Below are 15,998 nucleotides of genomic sequence, written 5' to 3'. Positions count from 1 at the left end.
ACCTCCCAGGCCCGGCGGGCCGGCTCGGGCCGGAGCCGTCGCGGCCCGCGGCGGAGGCGGTCGGCCCGCGGCCTCAGAGGGGCTCGTCGTCCCAGCCGGCCAGCAACGCGTCCTCCCCGACCGTCATCGCCGCCGCCCCGTCGTGGAGGGCCTGCTCGCTCCAGATGATCTTGCCGCGAGGGGTGTAGCGCGTGCCCCAGCGCTGGGCGAACTGCGCCACGAGGAACAGGCCGCGGCCGCCCTCGTCGGTGTCCTCGGCCCGGCGCACGTGCGGGGAGGTGCTGGACCCGTCGGAGACCTCGCAGATCAGGTGGCGGTCGTACAGCAGCCGCACCCCGATCGGCTCCGTCCCGTACCGGATGGCGTTGGTCAGCAGCTCGCTGAGGATGAGCTCCGTGGTGAACGCGATGTCGTCGAGACCCCACTCCGACAGCCGGCGGGCGCAGGCGTTGCGCACCTTCGACACCTCCGCGGGATCCGGCGGCACGTCCCACCGGGCGATCCGGGCCGGGTCCATCCGGCGGGTGCGGGCCACCAGCAGCGCGATGTCGTCACTGGGCCGGCTGGGCAGCACCGCGTCGATCACCACCGTGCAGGTCTCCTCCGGGGTGCGGGCCGGTCCGGCCAGGGCGGCGCGCAGCGCGGCCAGCCCCGCGTCCGGATCGCGGTCGCGGCCCTCGATCAGCCCGTCGGTGAAGAGCGCCAGCGTGGAGCCCTCGGGCAGCGTCAGCTCCGTGGTCTCCCGGGGCAGACCCGCGCCCAGTCCCAGCGGCGGCGAGACCGGCACCTCGGGGAAGGACACCGTGCCGTCGGGGAGCACCAGGGCGGGCCCCGGATGACCGGCCGTCGCGGCCGCCACCCGCCCCGAGACGGGGTCGTAGACGGCACACAGGCAGGTGGCCCCGGTGATCCCCTGCCACTCCTGCTCGTCGGTGTCGATGTGGGAGACCAGCTCGTCAAGATGGTTCAGGAGCTCGTCCGGCGGCAGGTCGAGCATGGAGAAGTTGTACACGGCGGTGCGCAGGCGGCCCATGGTGGCGGCCGCGTGCAGACCGTGACCGACGACGTCCCCGACCACCAGCGCCACCCGGGCGCCCGGCAGCGGGATCACGTCGAACCAGTCCCCGCCCACACCCGCCTGGGCGGACAGATAGCGGTGCGCGACCTCGACGGCGGACTGCTCCGGTACGCCCCGGGGCAGCAGGCTCCGCTGCAGGGTGTCGGCCACGGCGTGCTCGCGGGTGTAGCGCCGCGCGTTGTCGACCGACAGCGCGGCCCGGGCCGTCAGCTCCTCGGCGAAGGACACGTCCTCCTCGTCGAACGGCGGCGAGTCCTGTCCGCGCCAGTACCCGGCCATACCCAGCGCGACGCCCCGGGCGCGCAGCGGTACGGCGATCAGGGAGTGGATGCCGCGGTCCAGGATCCGCCGGGCGTTGGCCGGGTCCTGGGTGCGCCAGCGCTGGGCGGTGCGCAGGTCCGCCTCCAGGACGGCGTGGCCCCCGGCCAGCCCGGTGGCCATGGGGCTCGACGGTACGAACCGGATCAGCCGGCCGACCGGGTAGAGCGGGTGGTCGCCCCGCAGGCCGACGCGGGCGGTCCGGCGCATCTCGGTGGTCACGTCGGGCGGCTCCTCGCCGCGCAGCACCGGGTCCAGCAGGTCGACCGTGACCACGTCCGCGAAGCGCGGCACCGCCACCTCCGCCAACTCCTGCGCCGTGCGCTCCACGTTCAGCGTCGTCCCCACCTGCACCCCCGCGTCGTAGAGCAGTTTGAGCCGCTCGCGGGCCACCTCGGCCCGGCCGGACAGCGCACGCAACTCGGTGGTGTCCCGCAGCGTCACGACCGTCCCGGTCGTGCCGAAGGGGGCGGTCGGCCGGATGTTCACCGCCAGCAGCCGGTCGGCCGCCATGTGCACCTCGTCGGTCGCGGCCCGGCCCGACGCCAGCCGCTCCGCGACGCCCTCCTCCAGCCCCAGGCCCGTGACGGGACGCCCCTCCGCGTCCGCCGGCAGGTCCAGCAGCCGCCGCGCCTCGTCGTTGGCCAGCAGCAGCCGTCCGCCGTCGCCGACGATCAGCACGCCCTCCCGGACCGCGTGCAGCACCGCGTCGTGGTGCTCGTACATCCTCGTCATCTCGGCGGGCCCCAGGCCGTGGGTGCGGCGCAGCAGCCGGCGGCTCACCAGGGCGGTGCCGCCCGCGGACAGCGCGAGCACCGCGGCGGCGCTGCCGAGCACGACGGGCAGCTGCCGGTTCACCATGCTCTTGACGTTCTGGACCGTGACCGGGGACGAGACGATGGCGATGACCTCACCCCGGGCGTCCTTGACGGGCACCACCGAGACCACGGACTGTCCCAGAGACCCGTTGAACGTCTCGGTGAACGACGTGCCGGCCGCCGCCTTGGAGAAGGGCCCGACGACGTGCTTCCCGAGCTGCCGCGGGTCGCTGTGGGTGATGGTGACCCCGTCGAGCGTGTACGTGTTGATGCCGTCGACCCCGGCGATCTTCCGGGCCGCCTCGGCGCTCGGCTGGAGGAGCGCGGTGGGATGGGGGCTGCGCAGGGCGGCGGCGATCCCCGGGGACTCGGCGAACGTCCCGGCGGCGGCGAGCGTGCGGTGCCGGGCATCGCTCATGGCGGCGCTGCGGCCCTGCACCACGAGCACCACGACCACGGCGGCGACGAGCAGGACCACGAGGGCCAGCTGGAGGAGGAACACCTCACCGGCCACACTGCGCACACTCAGCAGGGAGGACAACCGCTGCGCCCGCCGCGCCCCACCCTTGGCGGGCGGGGCGTCCTCCTCGACCCCTCGCTGCCCTTGCGGGCCGGGGCGCCGAGGGGGAGCGGAAGGGCTCGCCGCCGACCGGAGCAGCCGGCGCCGGAGCCCTCCCAGGTAGTTGCTCATAGTCCATTTTCTAACCTCTGGGGCCCGTCGGCAGCGCGCAGCACGGCGGCCCCCGGGCACCGCCCTTGACCTGCGGAAAGCGGGCCGGGGGCCGCGCACCGCTGAGGCGGCGCGGCCCCCGGTGTGCTCCCGCGGCGGAACCGCGGCACGCCTCGGACCACGCCGGTCAGCCGAGCGCCCGGCGCCCCGGCGTCGCCGCCCCCGGGTCCCAGCCGCGCCGGGGTACGGAGTCGAGCAGCAGCCGTGTGTAAGGGTGCTGCGGCGTGTCCAGCACCTGGCCGGTCGGGCCCGACTCCACGACCCTGCCGGCCTTGAGGACCAGCACCTCGTCCGCGATGTGCCGGACCACCGCCAGATCGTGCGTGACGAAGAGGTAGCCGATGCCGGACTCGCGGCGGATCGTGGAGAGCAGTTCGAGGATCTGCGCCTGGATGGAGACGTCGAGCGCCGCGACCGCCTCGTCCAGGACGAGGACCCCGGGCTCCACCGCGAGGGCACGCGCGATGGCCACGCGCTGGCGCTGCCCGCCGGAGAGGCGGCGCGGAAGGGCCGCGGCCTCGCGTTCGCCGAGGCCGACCTGGTCCAGGAGCTCGGCGACCCGGGCCGCGCGCCCGGCGGCGTCGAGCCGCGTGTGCAGCCGCAGGACCTCGTCCACGCATCCGGCGGCCGTCACCCGCGGATCCAGCGAGAGGTACGGGTCCTGGAAGACCATCTGTATCTCCCGGGCCCGGGCCAGCCGTTCGGCCCGCCCTCGGACCGGCGTCGAACGGTCCCGGCCGCCGAGGCGTACGGTCCCGGCGTCCGGGCGCTCCAGGCCGACCAGCATGCGCACCGTCGTGGTCTTGCCGCTGCCGGACTCCCCGACGAGGGCGAGAGAGGTTCCCGGCGCCAGGGTGAACGACACGTCGTCGACGGCGGAGTGGTTCCCGTACCGCTTGCACAGCCCCTCGACGACGAGTTCCCGGGTCGCGGTGGTCACAGTGTGATCCCTTCTTCGGCGCGGTGGCATGCGGCGAGCCCGTCGCCGTACCGCGCAAGTGTGGGCGTCTCCTCGGCGCAGCGCGGCAGCGCGTGGACGCAGCGCGCGGCGAAGGCACAGCCCGGTGGCGCCTCGGCGAGGGAGACGGGGCGGCCGGGGATCGGCCGGGGGGCCGGCGAGCCCGGCTCGATGCGCGGGGTGCAGGCGAGCAGCCCCGCCGTGTACGGATGGCGCGGCCGTTCGAACAGCTCGTCCGTGGCCCGCGTCTCGACGATCCGGCCCGCGTACATCACGTACACGCGGTCGCAGATGGCGGAGGCGAGTTCGAGGTCGTGGGTGACGAAGAGCAGGCCCGTGCCGCGCTCGGCCCGCAGCCGGGTGAGGATCGCGATGATCTCCGCCTGGGTCGTGACGTCCAGGGCCGTGGTCGGCTCGTCGGCCACGAGCAGGGCGGGTTCGGCGGCGAGTGCCGCGGCGATGACCACACGCTGGAGCATGCCGCCGGAGAACTCGTGCGGACGGCGGCGCAGGGCGCCGCGCGGATCGCGGATGCCGACCGCGTGGAGGAGTTCCTCGGCCCGGGCGGTGGCCGCGGCGGCGGGGGTTCCGGCGGCGCGCAGTCCCTCGGTGAGGAAGTCGCCGATCCGGCGCAGGGGGTTGACGGAGGAGCGCGGGTCCTGGAAGACCATCGCGACCTGCCGGGTCCGCAGTTCGGTGCGCTCGGCCCGGTTCATGGTGAGCACGTCCCGGCCGGCGACCCTGACGCGGCCCTCGGTACGGGCGCCGGCGGGCAGCAGCCCGAGCACGCTGCGGCAGGCCACTGACTTCCCGGAGCCGGACTCGCCGACGAGGCCCACCGTCTCGCCGGGCAGCACCCGCAGGCTGACCCCGTCCAGGATCGGCCGGGCCGCCCGGTCGCCCGCCAGGCGGACGCCGAGCCCGTCGATCTCCAGGACGGGCGGCCCGCCGGCCGGTGCGTTCTTCTCGGTCATGGCGTTCACCGTTCCCGCCTCGCGATCCGGTCGGCGAGCCCCTCGCCGACGATGCCGAACGCCACCACAGCGAGCACGATGCACGCCGAGGGGGCCAGGGCGGGCAGCATCGCCCCCTGCTGGACGGCCGACTGGCCTTCGTTGATCATGGCTCCCCAGTCGGCGGTCGGCGGTTGCACGCCGAAGCCGAGGAAGGAGAGCGCGGCCAGGTCCATCAGCGCGTACCCGAAGTTCATCGCGGACTGGGCGAAGACGGTCGGGGCGATGTTCGGCAGCAGGTGGCGCAGACAGACGTTCCAGCCGGACCAGCCCTGCACGCGGTAGGACTCGATGTACGGGCGGGCCTTCTCCTGGCGCGCGATCCCGCGCACCAGCCGTCCCACGTACGGGGTGTAGGCCACCGCCATGGCGATCACGGGCGCGGTCATGCCGGAGCCGACGACGGACACGAGGAGGATCGCGAGCAGCAGACCGGGCAGCGCGAAGACCATGTCCATCGAGCGGGACAGCACCGAGTCCGCCCAGCCGCCGCGCCAGGCCGCCACCACGCCGAGCAGGGTGCCGAGGAGGGTGGAGACCCCGACGACGAGCAGCGGCCCGAGCAGGCCGGTGCGGGCTCCGTGGAGCAGCCGGGACAGGACGTCCCGCCCGGACTGGTCGGTGCCGAGGAGGTGGTCGCCGGTGGTGCCGGCCAGCGGCGAGGAGAGGTCGAGCACCTCGGGGTCGTACGGGGACAGGACGGGGGCGAGGAGCGCGACCAGGACCAGGACGGCGAGCACCGCCACCGAGGCCGTGAACAGCGGGCCCCCGCCGAGCCGGCGCAGGAAGCGCAGGCCCGGCCGGCGGCGCAGCGGCGCGGGGGCCGCGCCGGCCGGGGAGGCCGCGGGGGGTGTGGTGAGGGTCATGAGGAGCCTTCCCCGTGGAGGGACAGCCGGGGGTCGATGAGGGGGGCGAGCAGGTCCACGGCGAGGTTGACCAGGACGAAGGCCGCCACGCTGAGCAGCGTGATCGCCTGGACGACGGCGAAGTCCTTGGCCGCCACCGACTGCACGAGCAGGGAACCGAGCCCGGGTACGTCGAAGGCGGTCTCGACGATCGAGGTGCTGATGAGCAGTCCGGCGAGCATCGTGCCGCCGACCGTGACGACCGGACCCAGTGCGTTGCGCAGTACGTGCTTGCGGACCACCGTCCCCGGTGCCACACCGCGGGCCCGCGCCACCTCGACGTGCTCGCGGCCGAGTTCGTCGAGCATCGCCGAGCGGGTCACCCGGGCGAGCAGACCCGCGAAGGTCAGCGCCAGGGCGACGGCCGGCAGCGTCAGGTGGTACAGCCGGTCCGAGAAGCCCACGGGGGTGCCGCCCGGCCCCGGGAACCAGCCGAGCTGCACCGAGAAGAGCGACACGAGCGCGATGGCGGTGACGAACGAGGGGGTCGCCGTGGCCACGCCGGTGCCGATCAGCACCACGCGGTCCAGCGCACCGGGCCGCAGCGCCGCGAGGACGCCGCCCGCCACACCGAGGACGGCGACCAGCAGGGCGGCGTACCCGACGAGCAGGGCGGTGCCGGGCAGCCGCGAGCCGATGAGCTCGGTGACGTCCTGGTGGAACTGTGCGGAGCGGCCGAAGTCGCCGCCCAGGACGCCGCCGAGCCACTTCGCGTACTGCAGGGGCAGCGGATCGTCCAGGTGGTACTGGGAGCGCAGGGCCGCCACCGCCTCGGGGGTCGCGGGGCGGCCGTGGAGCAGGAACGACACCGGGTCGCCGGGGGCCAGGTGGATGGAGCCGAAGACCACGAGGGAGGTCACGAACAGCACCGTCACCAGGCCGAGGAGCCGTCCGACGAGGTAGCGGGTCATGGCTTCGCGGCCCCGATCGTCGCGGCCCACGGGTAGTACAGCTGCGCGATCCCGGTCGGCGCGCCGGTCACTTGACCGCCGAGGAAGACCGAGTAGGGCGCCTCGTACACCGGGATGACCGGCAGTTCGCGCAGCGCGATCCGCTGGAGTTCGGCGGTCAGGTCCGCCCGTTCGGCCGGATCCGGCTGCGCGTTGGCCTTGTCGAAGGCGGCGTCGTACTCGGCGTTCGACCAGCTGCCGTAGTTCCCGAAGTCCCCGGTGCGCAGGTACTGGTAGAACTCCAGCGGGTCGGGTGTGTTGTCGTATCCGGTGGTGATGACCAGGTCGAGTCCGGCGCGGGCGCTCGGGTCGACGAAGATGCTGCTGTACGCGTCCGGGGCGACGGTCTTGAGCTGGACGTCGAGGCCGATCTGCCGCCCGGCGGCCTGCACGGCGTTGGCGACGACACTGATCTCGGGTGCGAGCGTGCTGGTCGCCAGGGTGATCGTGCGGCCGGTCGCTCCCGCCTCCCGGACGAGCTCCTTCGCGGTCTTGACGTCGTACGCCGGCTCGGGCAGGGAGTCGTAGAGCGTGGCGGTCTTCTCCGGGGCCAGCGCCCAGGCGCCGCGCGCGGCGGGGGCCTTGGCGGGGAAGCCGACGCCGCCGGCCGCGGCCTTGACGATGTTCTTCCGGTCGAGCGCCATGGACAGGGCCTTGCGGACCTTGAGGTCGCCGAGCGGCCCGTGGAAGTCGAGGACGGCCAGGTTCGACGCGCCGGTGTTGGGGCCGAAGAGGACCGATCCCTTGCCGCTGCCCCGCAGCTGCGCCAGGGAGGAGGAGGGCACCATGTACCCGCCGTCGGCGGTGCCCGAGAGGAACGCGTTGGCACGGGCGGCGGGGTCCTCGATGAACGTGAACTTCACGCTGCCGGACCTGGGGGTGAGCGAACGGTCCCAGTAGTCGGCGTTCTTCTTGAGGGTGATGCTCTCGCCCTGGGCCCACTGGTCGAGGGCGAACGGGCCGGTGCAGTTGACCGTGCCCCGGGGAGTGCCGTAGTCCTTGCCGGCCTTGGCCAGGGTGGCCGCGCTCTCGACGGTGCCGGGGGAGGCGGCCATGAGCTCGTGCAGGAGGACGTCCGGCTGCGAGAGCCGCATCGTCACCTCCAGCGGCCCGGTCTTCTCGATGGCGGTGACGTTCTTGAACGCCGAGCCCCAGGGGGATCCGGTCTCCGGGGCCATGTGGCGGCTGAGGGACGCGACCACGTCGTCGGCGGTCATCGTCGTCCCGTCGTGGAACTTCACGCCGGGCCGCAGGGTGTAGACCAGCGTCCGGGGATCGGGCTGCGCGTACTTGACGGCGAGACCGGGCTCGATCTTCATGTCGGGCGTGACCCGCAGGAGCTGCTCGCAGACGTTGGCGAGCACGGTGTTCGGCGGGTAGTCGTACGCGAGGGCGTAGTCGAGCGTGTACGGCTCGGCGTACAGGGACCAGGTGAAGGAGTCCAGAGCGCCCTGCGCGGGCGGTGAGGTCGCGGTGATCTTGTAGCCGCCCTCGGGGGACTGCTGGGTGGTGGCGCCGGAGCAGGCGGTGGAGGCGGCCGCGAGGGCGGCGGTACAGGCGAGAAGCGTGATGGTCCTGGGCATGCGCATGCAGACCCACCCCTTTACGGGTGTAGTGACGGGCGCTGGGGGATGGAGCGAGTATTGATGCGGGAACGTTCCCGCACAAGACTTTGCGGGAACGGTTTTGCAGAGGTCACGGGGGTGGCAGCATCGTCCCCATGACCGATGTTTCAGGGCACGGCGGGGCCGCCCCGCGGCCCGCCCCGCGGGTCCGGCTGATCGACGTGGCCCGTGAGGCGGGACTGTCCAAGACGACCGTCTCGGCCGCCCTCAACGGCACCGGACGGCTCTCCCCCGAGGTACGGGAGAAGGCGCGCGAGACCGCGCGCGTCATGGGCTACCGGCCCAACGCCACCGCGCGCCAGCTGCGCACGGGGCGGGCCCGGCTGATCGGGTACATGGTCGGGGAGCTCGCCGAGACGCCTTGGTCCTTCCTGGAATCGCCCTACTTCGCCAGACTCACCGGAGCCACGGCCGCGACCGCGCTGAAGCGCGGCTACGCCGTGGTGCTGCTGCCCGCCGGCTCCCTGCAGAGCGAGTGGGCCGGCCTGCCGCTCGACGCCGTGGTCGTGGCCGACCCCGTCACCGACGACCGGGTCGTCGACGACCTGCTCGCCGCTCGGATCCCGGTGTTCACCGACCGCTCCGCAGAGGGGCGGCCGGGCGCGTACTGGGTGGACGTCGAGGCCGGACCGGCCGTGTGCGGCACCCTGGACCACCTCCTGGAGCAGGGGGCCCGGCGGCCCGCGATGGTGCTGCCCGACAGCACGACCCGGTTCCACACGGAGGTGCTCGCCGCCTACCGCGACTGGTGCACCGCGCACGGCGTGGCGGAGCGGGTCGCGTACGCCCGGGAGCCGGGCAACGGACCGGTCGTACGAGCGGTCGAGACCGCCCTGGCCGGTGACCCGGAGGGGCCGGACCGGGTGCGCCCCGACGCCCTCTTCGTCGTGGCCGAGGCGAGCCCGCCCCTCGTCCTGGAGGCGGCGCGCCGCCAGGGCTACGGGGTTCCCGGCGACCTGCTCCTGGTCTGCGTGAGCGAGGACGTGACCGCTGCGCACACCGAGCCGCCGGTGACGACGCTGAGCCTGCGGCCCGAGGAGGTCGCGGTGGCCGGCATCGAACTGCTCGTGGCGGTCCTGGAGGACGGCCGCCGGGAGGCGGCCGGGGTGCTCGTGGAGACCCGGCTCGACGTGCGGGCGTCGTCGGTGCGGCACCCCGGGGCGGTACGGCCGCCTGAGGAGGCGCGTCCTCCTCAGGCGGAGTGGACGAGCCTGCCACCGACGTAGGTCCGCTCGACCCTGGCCTCGGCGATCTCCTCCGGGGGCGCGGCGAAGATGTCGCGATCCAGGACGACCAGGTCGGCGAGATGGCCGGGGCGCAGGCTGCCCGCGTCGTCGAGGCCGTTCACATGGGCGGAGCCGGCCGTGTAGGCGGCCAGCGCGGTCGCGAGGTCGAGGCGCTGTTCGGGCAGGAAGACCCGGTCGTCACCGGCGTCGGCGTCGGGGTCCCTGCGGTTGACGGCCACGTGGATGCCCGCGAGGGGGTCGGGGCTGCTGACGGGCCAGTCGCTGCCGGCCGCCAGGGTGGCGCCGGCTCGCAGCAGATCGCCGAAGGGGTACTGCCAGGCGGCGCGCTCGGGGCCGAGGAAGGGGATGGTCAGCGCGTCCATCTGCGGTTCGTGCGCGGCCCAGAGCGGCTGGATGTTGGCGATGGCGCCGAGTCGCGCGAAGCGGGCCAGGTCCTCGGGGTGGACGACCTGGAGATGTGCGAGGTGGTGGCGGTTGCCGCGGGGGCCGTTGGCGGCCACGGCGGCTTCGAGGGCGTCGAGGGCCTCGCGGACGGCCCGGTCGCCCAGGGCGTGGAAGTGGATCTGGAAGCCGAGCGCGTCGAGTTCGGTCGCGTACCCGCGCAGCGCCACGGGATCGACGAAGCTGAGGCCGGTGTTGGCCGTCGCACAACCGCACCCGTCGAGGTACGGGGAGGTCATGGCGGCCGTGAAGTTCTCGGCGATGCCGTCCTGCATGATCTTCACGGAGCCGGCCCGGAAGCGGCCGTGGCTGAGCTTCTCCCGCAGCGCGACCAGTTCCCCGATCTGCTCGGAGCCGCGGTCCCGGTCCCACCAGAGCGCGCCGGTCACGCGGGCGGTGAGCGAGCCGTCCCGGGCGGCGCTGACGTAGGCGTCCGAGGGATCGGGCTTGCCGCCGAACACGCCGAGCAGCGCGTCCTGCCAGCCGGTGATGCCGAGCGAGTGCAGCAGTTCCTGGGCCCGCAGCAGGCCGGCCAGCCGGTCGGCGGGGCTGCCCGCGGGCACGAGACGGGAGACCAGTGCGGTGGCTCCCTCCTGGAGCACCCCACTGGGGCGGCCGTCCGGCTCCCGCTCGATGCGGCCGTCGGCCGGATCGGGGGTGTCGGCCGTGATCCCGGCGAGTTCGAGGGCCCGCGTGTTGGCCCAGGCGCCGTGGTGGTCCCGGTTGACGAGGAACACCGGCCGGTCCGGAATCACGGAGTCGAGCAGCTGCCGGGTGGGCAGCCCGCCGTCGAAGCTCTCCATCGACCAGCCGCCGCCGGTGATCCAGGCGTGGTCCGGGTGGGCGTCGGCGTACGCGCGGATGCGGGTCAGGTACTCCTCGACGCCGACCGTACCGGTCAGATCGCACTCGGCCAGCTCGGTACCGCCGTAGACGGCGTGGATGTGGGAGTCCTGGAACCCCGGGATCAGCAGTTTCCCGGTCAGGTCGACGACCTCGGTGCGGGGGCCGATCAGCTCCCGCACCTCGTCGTGGCCGACGGCCGCGATCCGGTCGCCGACGACGGCGAGCGAGGTCGCCCGGGTACGGGCCGGATCGACGGTGAAGACGGGGCCGCGGGTGAAGACCAGATCGGCCTTGGCCATACGGAGCTCCAGTGCAAGAGGCGACGGTTGGGGGGAACGGGGACATGCAAGCGGGCCGACCGTTTACACGTCAATGGTGTTGACGTAAGGTCCGGTCATGTCCGAACGAGTGGTTCCAGAAGTCAGCCGCCGGCGCCGCCGGCCGACCAAGCAGGGCGCCGTGCTCTCGGAACGGCTGATCATCGACACCGCCCTGCGCCTGGTCGCGCAGCACGGCGCGGCGGCGCTCTCGGCGCGCAGGCTCGGCGCGGCGCTCGGCGCGGACCCCAGCGCCCTCTACCGCTACTTCCGCAACACCGACGCCCTGCTCCTCGCCCTCTCCGACGAGCTGATCGGCCGCGCGCAGGAGGGCTGGACGGCCACCGGCGACTGGCGTACCGACCTGCGCACCATCGGGCTGCGCATCCACGCCCAGTACCAGTCCAACCCCCAGGCGGCGCTCCTCACGGCGCACCGCACGACGGGGCGGCACCACGAGACCCGGGCCGTCGAGACGATCCTCGGCACCCTGCGCTCCGCGGGTTTCCCGGACGCCCTCGCCGTGCGGATCTACCACGCCTTCGTCGACCAGGCGCTGGCCTTCGCCGCGCAGGACGCCGCCGCACGCGCCCTGCCGGATGCGGCCCGGGCGTCGGACGAGGAGGTCTGGCACGAGGTGTACGGCAGGCTCTCGCCCCAGACCCACCCCAACATCGCGGCGACCTTCCCGCTGCTCGCCGCCGACATGAGGGACAGCGGATACCCCTTCGCCCTGGAGCTGATGCTCGGCGCGGTGGCGGCGCTCCACCCGGCTGCGGGAGACGGCGGCTGACGCACGCCCAACGCGGGCCGGGGGACGGCCGCTTCACGCGGCCGCCCCCTGATGGTTCCGGTACGTCAGGCGTAGAAGCGGTACACCGCCTGGGCGACGCACGCCGGCTTGTCGCTGCCGTCGATCTCCACGGTCAGGTCCGCGACGACCTCGACGCCGCCCCTGACGTCCTCGACGGACGCCACCCGGCCATGTGTGCGGATCTTCGAGCCGACGCGCACGGGAGCGGGGAAACGCACCTTGTTCAGACCGTAGTTGACCTTCATCGACACGCCCTGGACATCGAGCAGCTCGCTCCACATCGGGATGAGCAGGGAGAGCGTCAGGTAGCCGTGGGCGATGGTGCCGCCGAACGGACCCGCGGCCGCGCGCTCCGGATCGACATGGATCCACTGGTGGTCGTCGGTGGCGTCGGCGAAGGTGTCGACCCGCGGCTGGGCGATCTCGACCCAGGAGCTGTGCCCGAGGTCGGCTCCGGCCTGGTTGCGGATCTCGTCGATCCCGTTGACGGTGACGGACATGGTGGTGCTCCTTGACTGGAGTGTGATGGGGGTGGACCGGTTTCAGCCGGCGGTGCCGTAGCGCGCCCGGATCGGGTCCTTGAGCAGCTTTCCGGTGGCGTTGCGGGGGAGTCCGGGAGCCAGGACGACGCTCCGGGGGATCTTGTAGCGGGCGAGCCGGCCCTCCAGATGGGCGATCAGCTCCGCGGGGGTGAGGGCGGATCCCGTGCGCAGTACGACGACGGCCCGCCCGACCTCGCCCCACCTGGCGTCGGGCACGCCGATGACGGCGGCCTCGGCCACCTCGGGGTGTTCGAGCAGGGCGTCCTCGATCTCGGCCGGGTAGACGTTCTCCCCGCCCGAGATGATCATGTCCTTCAGGCGGCCCACGAGCCGTACGTAGCCGTCGGCGTCGACCGTGGCCACGTCGCCGGAGCGGAACCGGCCCCCGTCGAGGAACGCCGCCTCCGTCGCCTCCGGCAGGTTCCAGTAGCCGGGAGTGACGTTCGGCCCGGCGACCACCACCTCGCCCTCCTCGCCGGGCGCGGTCTCCTCGCCCGACGGCCGAAGGACCCGTACGTCGGTGAAGAAGTGCGGCACGCCGGCCGAACCGGCGTGCGTCAGCGAGTCGGTCCGGTCGAGGACCAGGGCTCCCGGCGCGGTCTCCGTCATGCCGTACCCCTGGACGAAGGCCAGGCCCCGGTCCAGATAGGCGCGCGCCGTGCGGCCCGGCACCGGGGCGCCGCCGCACAGCAGGGTGCGCAGGCTGGAGAGGTCCGCGTCGGCCCAGCCGCGCGCGGCGGCGATCGCGTCGTACATCGTCGGCACCCCGAACATGCAGGTCACCCGGTGTTCCTGGATGAGCCGCAGGCTGCGCTCCGCGTCGAAGGAGGGCTCCAGGACGACCGTGCCCCCCTTCAGCAGGGTGGGCAGACAGCTCATGTTCAGAGCGCCGGTGTGGAACAGCGGCGCGGAGACCAGGGCCACCTCGTCGCCGGCGAAGTCGGTGTCGACCAGCACGTTGAGGCTGTTCCAGACGAGGTTGCCGTGGGTGAGGACGGCGCCCTTGGACCGGCCGGTGGTGCCCGAGGTGTACATGATGAGGCATACGTCGTCGTGCCCCACCTCCTCGTCGACCGGCTCCGCGGCCGCGGTCGCGAGCAGTTCCTCGTAGGGCAGCCCCGGTCCGGACTCGACGGCGAGGAGCGTGGAGATCCCCGCACCCGCCACGAGTTCGGCGACCCGCTCCTCCGGTGTCCTGGCGTGGACCAGCACCCGGCTGCCCGAGTCGTCCAGCTGGTGCAGCAGCTCGGGCACGGCGAGGCGGGTGTTGAGCGGAACGAAGACCGCACCGAGCAGTCCGGTGGCGAACAGCGTCTCCAGATAGGCGGGATGGTTGGGGCCGAGGTAGGCGACCCGGTCCCCGCGCCCCACTCCGGCGTCGCGCAGGGCGTGGGCGAGACGGGTCGAGCGGTCGTGGAGCTCGGCGTAGCGGACCGCGCGGCCCTCGTACAGGAGGGCGGTGCGCCGGGGAGTCTTCCGGCTGCGGCGGGCGGCCCAGGAGCCGATGCCCTGATTGCGCACGGTCAGCCCTCGGTCCGGGTGAGACCGAGCAGTGCCGCCGCGTTCTCCTTGAGGATCTTCGGACGGACCTCGTCCTTGATCGGGAGCTCGGCGAAGTCGGCCAGCCAGCGGTCGGGCGAGAGCAGCGGATAGTCGGAGCCGAAGAGCACCTTGTCCTTCAGCAGGGTGTTGGCGTACTGGACCAGGCGCGGCGGGAAGTACTTGGGGGACCACCCGGAGAGGTCGATGTACACCTGCGGCTTGTGCGTGGCCACCGCGAGCGCCTCGTCCTGCCAGGGGAAGGACGGATGGGCGAGGATGATCCGCATGCCGGGGAAGTCCGCTGCGATGTCGTCCACGTCCATGGGGTTGGAGTACTTCAGCCGGACGCCCCCGCCGCCGGGAGCGCCCGCGCCGATGCCGGTCTGCCCGGTGTGGAAGACCGCGACGGCGCCGGCCTCCTCGATCGCCTCGTACAGCGGGTACGCCATCCGGTCGTTGGGGTGGAAGGCCTGGATGTTCGGGTGGAACTTGAAGCCGCGTACTCCGAACTCCTCGACGAGATAACGGATCTGACGGACCGCTGCCTTGCCCTTGTACGGATCGACCCCGGCGAACGGGATGATCACGTCGGGGTTGGCCAGGGCGGCCTCGGCGATCTCCTCGTTCGGCACCGGCGGGGTGCCGGTGGCCGACTCCGCGTCGACGGTGAACACCACGCACGCCATCCGGCGTTCGCGGTAGTACGCGGCGATCTCCGGCAGCGTGGGGTGGCGGTGCTCGGCCTTGAAGTAGGCGCCGGCGGCCTGGTCGAGCTCGGCGGAGAGCGAGGCGCCGCCCTTCGAGGAGACCTCCGCGTGGGTGTGGACGTCGATGGCGACGAGCTCGTCGGGGTTCAGCACGGTCGTGCTCCTCACAGCTGCGGGGCGGGGATGCCGAAGGTCTGGGGGATACGGCCCACCGTCAGCGGCCAGGCCGCCGCGATGGCTTCGGCGCTCCAGCCGCCGTCGGCGTACGCGACCGACACTTCCTGCGGGTGCGACCACAGGGCGAGCTTGTCGCCGCCGATGCCGATGCACTGGCCGGTGATCCCGGCGGAGGCGTCCGAGGCGAGGAAGGACATCAGCCCGGCGACGTCCTCGGGCGTGCCGAAGCCCTCGCCCTTGCGGAGGCTGTCGGGGAAGGCGGTGCCCTCCTGCTCCAGCGCCTCGACGTGCGGGGCGAAAGCGGGGATGGTCTGCGTCATCGCGGTCGCCGCGACCGGGATGACGGCGTTCGCGGTGATCCCGGCCCTGCCCAGCTCCATGGCCCAGGTGCGCACCATCGCGGCGATACCTGCCTTCGCGGCGGCGTAGTTGGTCTGGCCGAAGTTGCCCCGCTGGCCGGCGGGGGAGCCGGCGACCACGATCCGTCCGCCCTCGCCCTGGGCCCGCATCCGCTCGACGGCGGCGCGGACGCAGGTGAAGGTGCCGCGCAGGTGCACCTGGACGACGGTGTCGAAGTCGTCGTCCGTCATCTTCCACAGCACCCGGTCCCGCAGGACTCCGGCGTTGGTGACCATGGCGTCGAGCCGGCCGTAGCTGTCGACCGCGCGGGCGACCAGGGCCTCGGCGGCCTCCGTGGAGCCGACCGGCACCACCTCGGCGACGGCGCGGCCGCCGGCCCCGGTGATCTGCTTCACGGCCGCGTAGGCCGCGTCGGCGTCCACGTCGTTGATCACCACGGCCGCGCCGGCGGCGGCGAGCGAGCGGGCGTAGGCGAGGCCGAGGCCGCGGCCGCTGCCGGTGACGACGGCCACCTTGCCGGAGAGATCCAAGTGGGTCATGAGAGGGGGTCCTTCCCGTGAGCCGGGTGCGGGACGCGGGGAGCCGCGGCCTGGGCACGCACCGGCGGCGC

General features: G+C 73.4%; 13 protein-coding genes. 2 read left to right on the top strand and 11 right to left on the bottom strand.

Translation table 11 applies throughout. From position 1 onward, the window contains the following. Positions 1–73 precede the first annotated feature (73 nt). The 6 genes from ACZ6Y1_RS02470 to ACZ6Y1_RS02445 all read right to left on the bottom strand — a co-directional run bounded on the left by ACZ6Y1_RS02470 (position 74) and on the right by ACZ6Y1_RS02445 (position 8,359). A complete protein-coding gene (locus tag ACZ6Y1_RS02470; RefSeq protein WP_469621331.1) occupies positions 74–2,905 on the bottom strand; it encodes a SpoIIE family protein phosphatase in 2,832 nt (943 codons plus the stop codon). Positions 2,906–3,071: 166 nt separating this feature from the next. After that, on the bottom strand, positions 3,072–3,914 hold the full coding sequence (locus ACZ6Y1_RS02465) for an ABC transporter ATP-binding protein (protein WP_469621326.1): 843 nt from the start codon (positions 3,912–3,914) through the stop codon (positions 3,072–3,074). Beyond that, positions 3,881–4,876, bottom strand: a complete 996-nt coding sequence (locus ACZ6Y1_RS02460) for an ABC transporter ATP-binding protein (protein WP_469621323.1) — start codon at positions 4,874–4,876, stop codon at positions 3,881–3,883. Before ACZ6Y1_RS02460 ends, ACZ6Y1_RS02465 begins: the two co-directional genes overlap by 34 nt. 5 nt (positions 4,877–4,881) lie before the next feature. Further along, entirely contained in the window at positions 4,882–5,781 is a 900-nt protein-coding gene (locus tag ACZ6Y1_RS02455) for an ABC transporter permease (protein WP_469621320.1), read from the bottom strand. Next, positions 5,778–6,731 carry an ABC transporter permease gene (locus tag ACZ6Y1_RS02450; RefSeq protein ID WP_469621317.1) on the bottom strand — a complete coding sequence of 318 codons (954 nt, stop codon included), beginning with the start codon at positions 6,729–6,731 and terminating at the stop codon, positions 5,778–5,780. The genes ACZ6Y1_RS02455 and ACZ6Y1_RS02450 overlap by 4 nt, the downstream gene beginning before the upstream one ends. Further along, on the bottom strand, positions 6,728–8,359 hold the full coding sequence (locus tag ACZ6Y1_RS02445; protein ID WP_469621315.1) for an ABC transporter substrate-binding protein: 1,632 nt from the start codon (positions 8,357–8,359) through the stop codon (positions 6,728–6,730). Before ACZ6Y1_RS02445 ends, ACZ6Y1_RS02450 begins: the two co-directional genes overlap by 4 nt. A gap of 131 nt (positions 8,360–8,490) precedes the next feature. On the opposite strand from ACZ6Y1_RS02445, the gene ACZ6Y1_RS02440 reads away from it, so the two are divergent. Then, positions 8,491–9,621, top strand: coding sequence for a LacI family DNA-binding transcriptional regulator (locus ACZ6Y1_RS02440; RefSeq protein ID WP_469621312.1), 1,131 nt, complete (start codon positions 8,491–8,493; stop codon positions 9,619–9,621). On the opposite strand, the gene ACZ6Y1_RS02435 is transcribed toward ACZ6Y1_RS02440, so the two are convergent. Continuing rightward, complete coding sequence (locus ACZ6Y1_RS02435; protein WP_469621309.1) at positions 9,588–11,228, bottom strand: amidohydrolase; 1,641 nt, start codon at positions 11,226–11,228, stop codon at positions 9,588–9,590. The two genes, ACZ6Y1_RS02440 and ACZ6Y1_RS02435, sit on opposite strands and share 34 nt — an antisense overlap. Positions 11,229–11,325: 97 nt before the next feature. On the opposite strand from ACZ6Y1_RS02435, the gene ACZ6Y1_RS02430 reads away from it, so the two are divergent. Then, positions 11,326–12,039 carry a TetR/AcrR family transcriptional regulator gene (locus tag ACZ6Y1_RS02430; protein ID WP_469621307.1) on the top strand — a complete coding sequence of 238 codons (714 nt, stop codon included), beginning with the start codon at positions 11,326–11,328 and terminating at the stop codon, positions 12,037–12,039. Between the two features lie 65 nt (positions 12,040–12,104). On the opposite strand, the gene ACZ6Y1_RS02425 is transcribed toward ACZ6Y1_RS02430, so the two are convergent. Genes ACZ6Y1_RS02425 through ACZ6Y1_RS02410 form a run of 4 tightly spaced genes read right to left on the bottom strand, consistent with a single transcriptional unit; the run spans position 12,105 to position 15,927 of the window. Further along, positions 12,105–12,560, bottom strand: a complete 456-nt coding sequence (locus ACZ6Y1_RS02425) for a MaoC family dehydratase (RefSeq protein ID WP_469621305.1) — start codon at positions 12,558–12,560, stop codon at positions 12,105–12,107. A gap of 42 nt (positions 12,561–12,602) precedes the next feature. Further along, complete coding sequence (locus tag ACZ6Y1_RS02420) at positions 12,603–14,123, bottom strand: acyl-CoA synthetase (protein WP_469621302.1); 1,521 nt, start codon at positions 14,121–14,123, stop codon at positions 12,603–12,605. A gap of 2 nt (positions 14,124–14,125) precedes the next feature. Further along, on the bottom strand, positions 14,126–15,001 hold the full coding sequence (locus ACZ6Y1_RS02415) for an amidohydrolase family protein (protein ID WP_469621736.1): 876 nt from the start codon (positions 14,999–15,001) through the stop codon (positions 14,126–14,128). A 14-nt stretch (positions 15,002–15,015) separates the two neighbouring features. Further along, positions 15,016–15,927, bottom strand: a complete 912-nt coding sequence (locus tag ACZ6Y1_RS02410; protein WP_469621299.1) for an SDR family NAD(P)-dependent oxidoreductase — start codon at positions 15,925–15,927, stop codon at positions 15,016–15,018. Positions 15,928–15,998: the final 71 nt, after the last annotated feature.

The sequence above is a fragment of the Streptomyces sp. NPDC053432 genome (assembly GCF_055585365.1).
The sequence above is the reverse complement of the archived record's forward strand: the minus strand, read 5'-3'. Positions and strand labels throughout refer to the sequence as shown.

Coding starts and splice junctions, on each gene's coding strand:
- ACZ6Y1_RS02440 (WP_469621312.1), top strand. CDS start 8,491: ATGACCGATGTTTCAGGGCACGGCGGGGCCGCCCCGCGGCCCGCCCCG.
- ACZ6Y1_RS02465 (WP_469621326.1), bottom strand. CDS start 3,914: ATGCCACCGCGCCGAAGAAGGGATCACACTGTGACCACCGCGACCCGG.
- ACZ6Y1_RS02425 (WP_469621305.1), bottom strand. CDS start 12,560: ATGTCCGTCACCGTCAACGGGATCGACGAGATCCGCAACCAGGCCGGA.
- ACZ6Y1_RS02430 (WP_469621307.1), top strand. CDS start 11,326: ATGTCCGAACGAGTGGTTCCAGAAGTCAGCCGCCGGCGCCGCCGGCCG.
- ACZ6Y1_RS02435 (WP_469621309.1), bottom strand. CDS start 11,228: ATGGCCAAGGCCGATCTGGTCTTCACCCGCGGCCCCGTCTTCACCGTC.
- ACZ6Y1_RS02450 (WP_469621317.1), bottom strand. CDS start 6,731: ATGACCCGCTACCTCGTCGGACGGCTCCTCGGCCTGGTGACGGTGCTG.
- ACZ6Y1_RS02445 (WP_469621315.1), bottom strand. CDS start 8,359: ATGCGCATGCCCAGGACCATCACGCTTCTCGCCTGTACCGCCGCCCTC.
- ACZ6Y1_RS02470 (WP_469621331.1), bottom strand. CDS start 2,905: ATGAGCAACTACCTGGGAGGGCTCCGGCGCCGGCTGCTCCGGTCGGCG.
- ACZ6Y1_RS02460 (WP_469621323.1), bottom strand. CDS start 4,876: ATGACCGAGAAGAACGCACCGGCCGGCGGGCCGCCCGTCCTGGAGATC.
- ACZ6Y1_RS02410 (WP_469621299.1), bottom strand. CDS start 15,927: ATGACCCACTTGGATCTCTCCGGCAAGGTGGCCGTCGTCACCGGCAGC.
- ACZ6Y1_RS02455 (WP_469621320.1), bottom strand. CDS start 5,781: ATGACCCTCACCACACCCCCCGCGGCCTCCCCGGCCGGCGCGGCCCCC.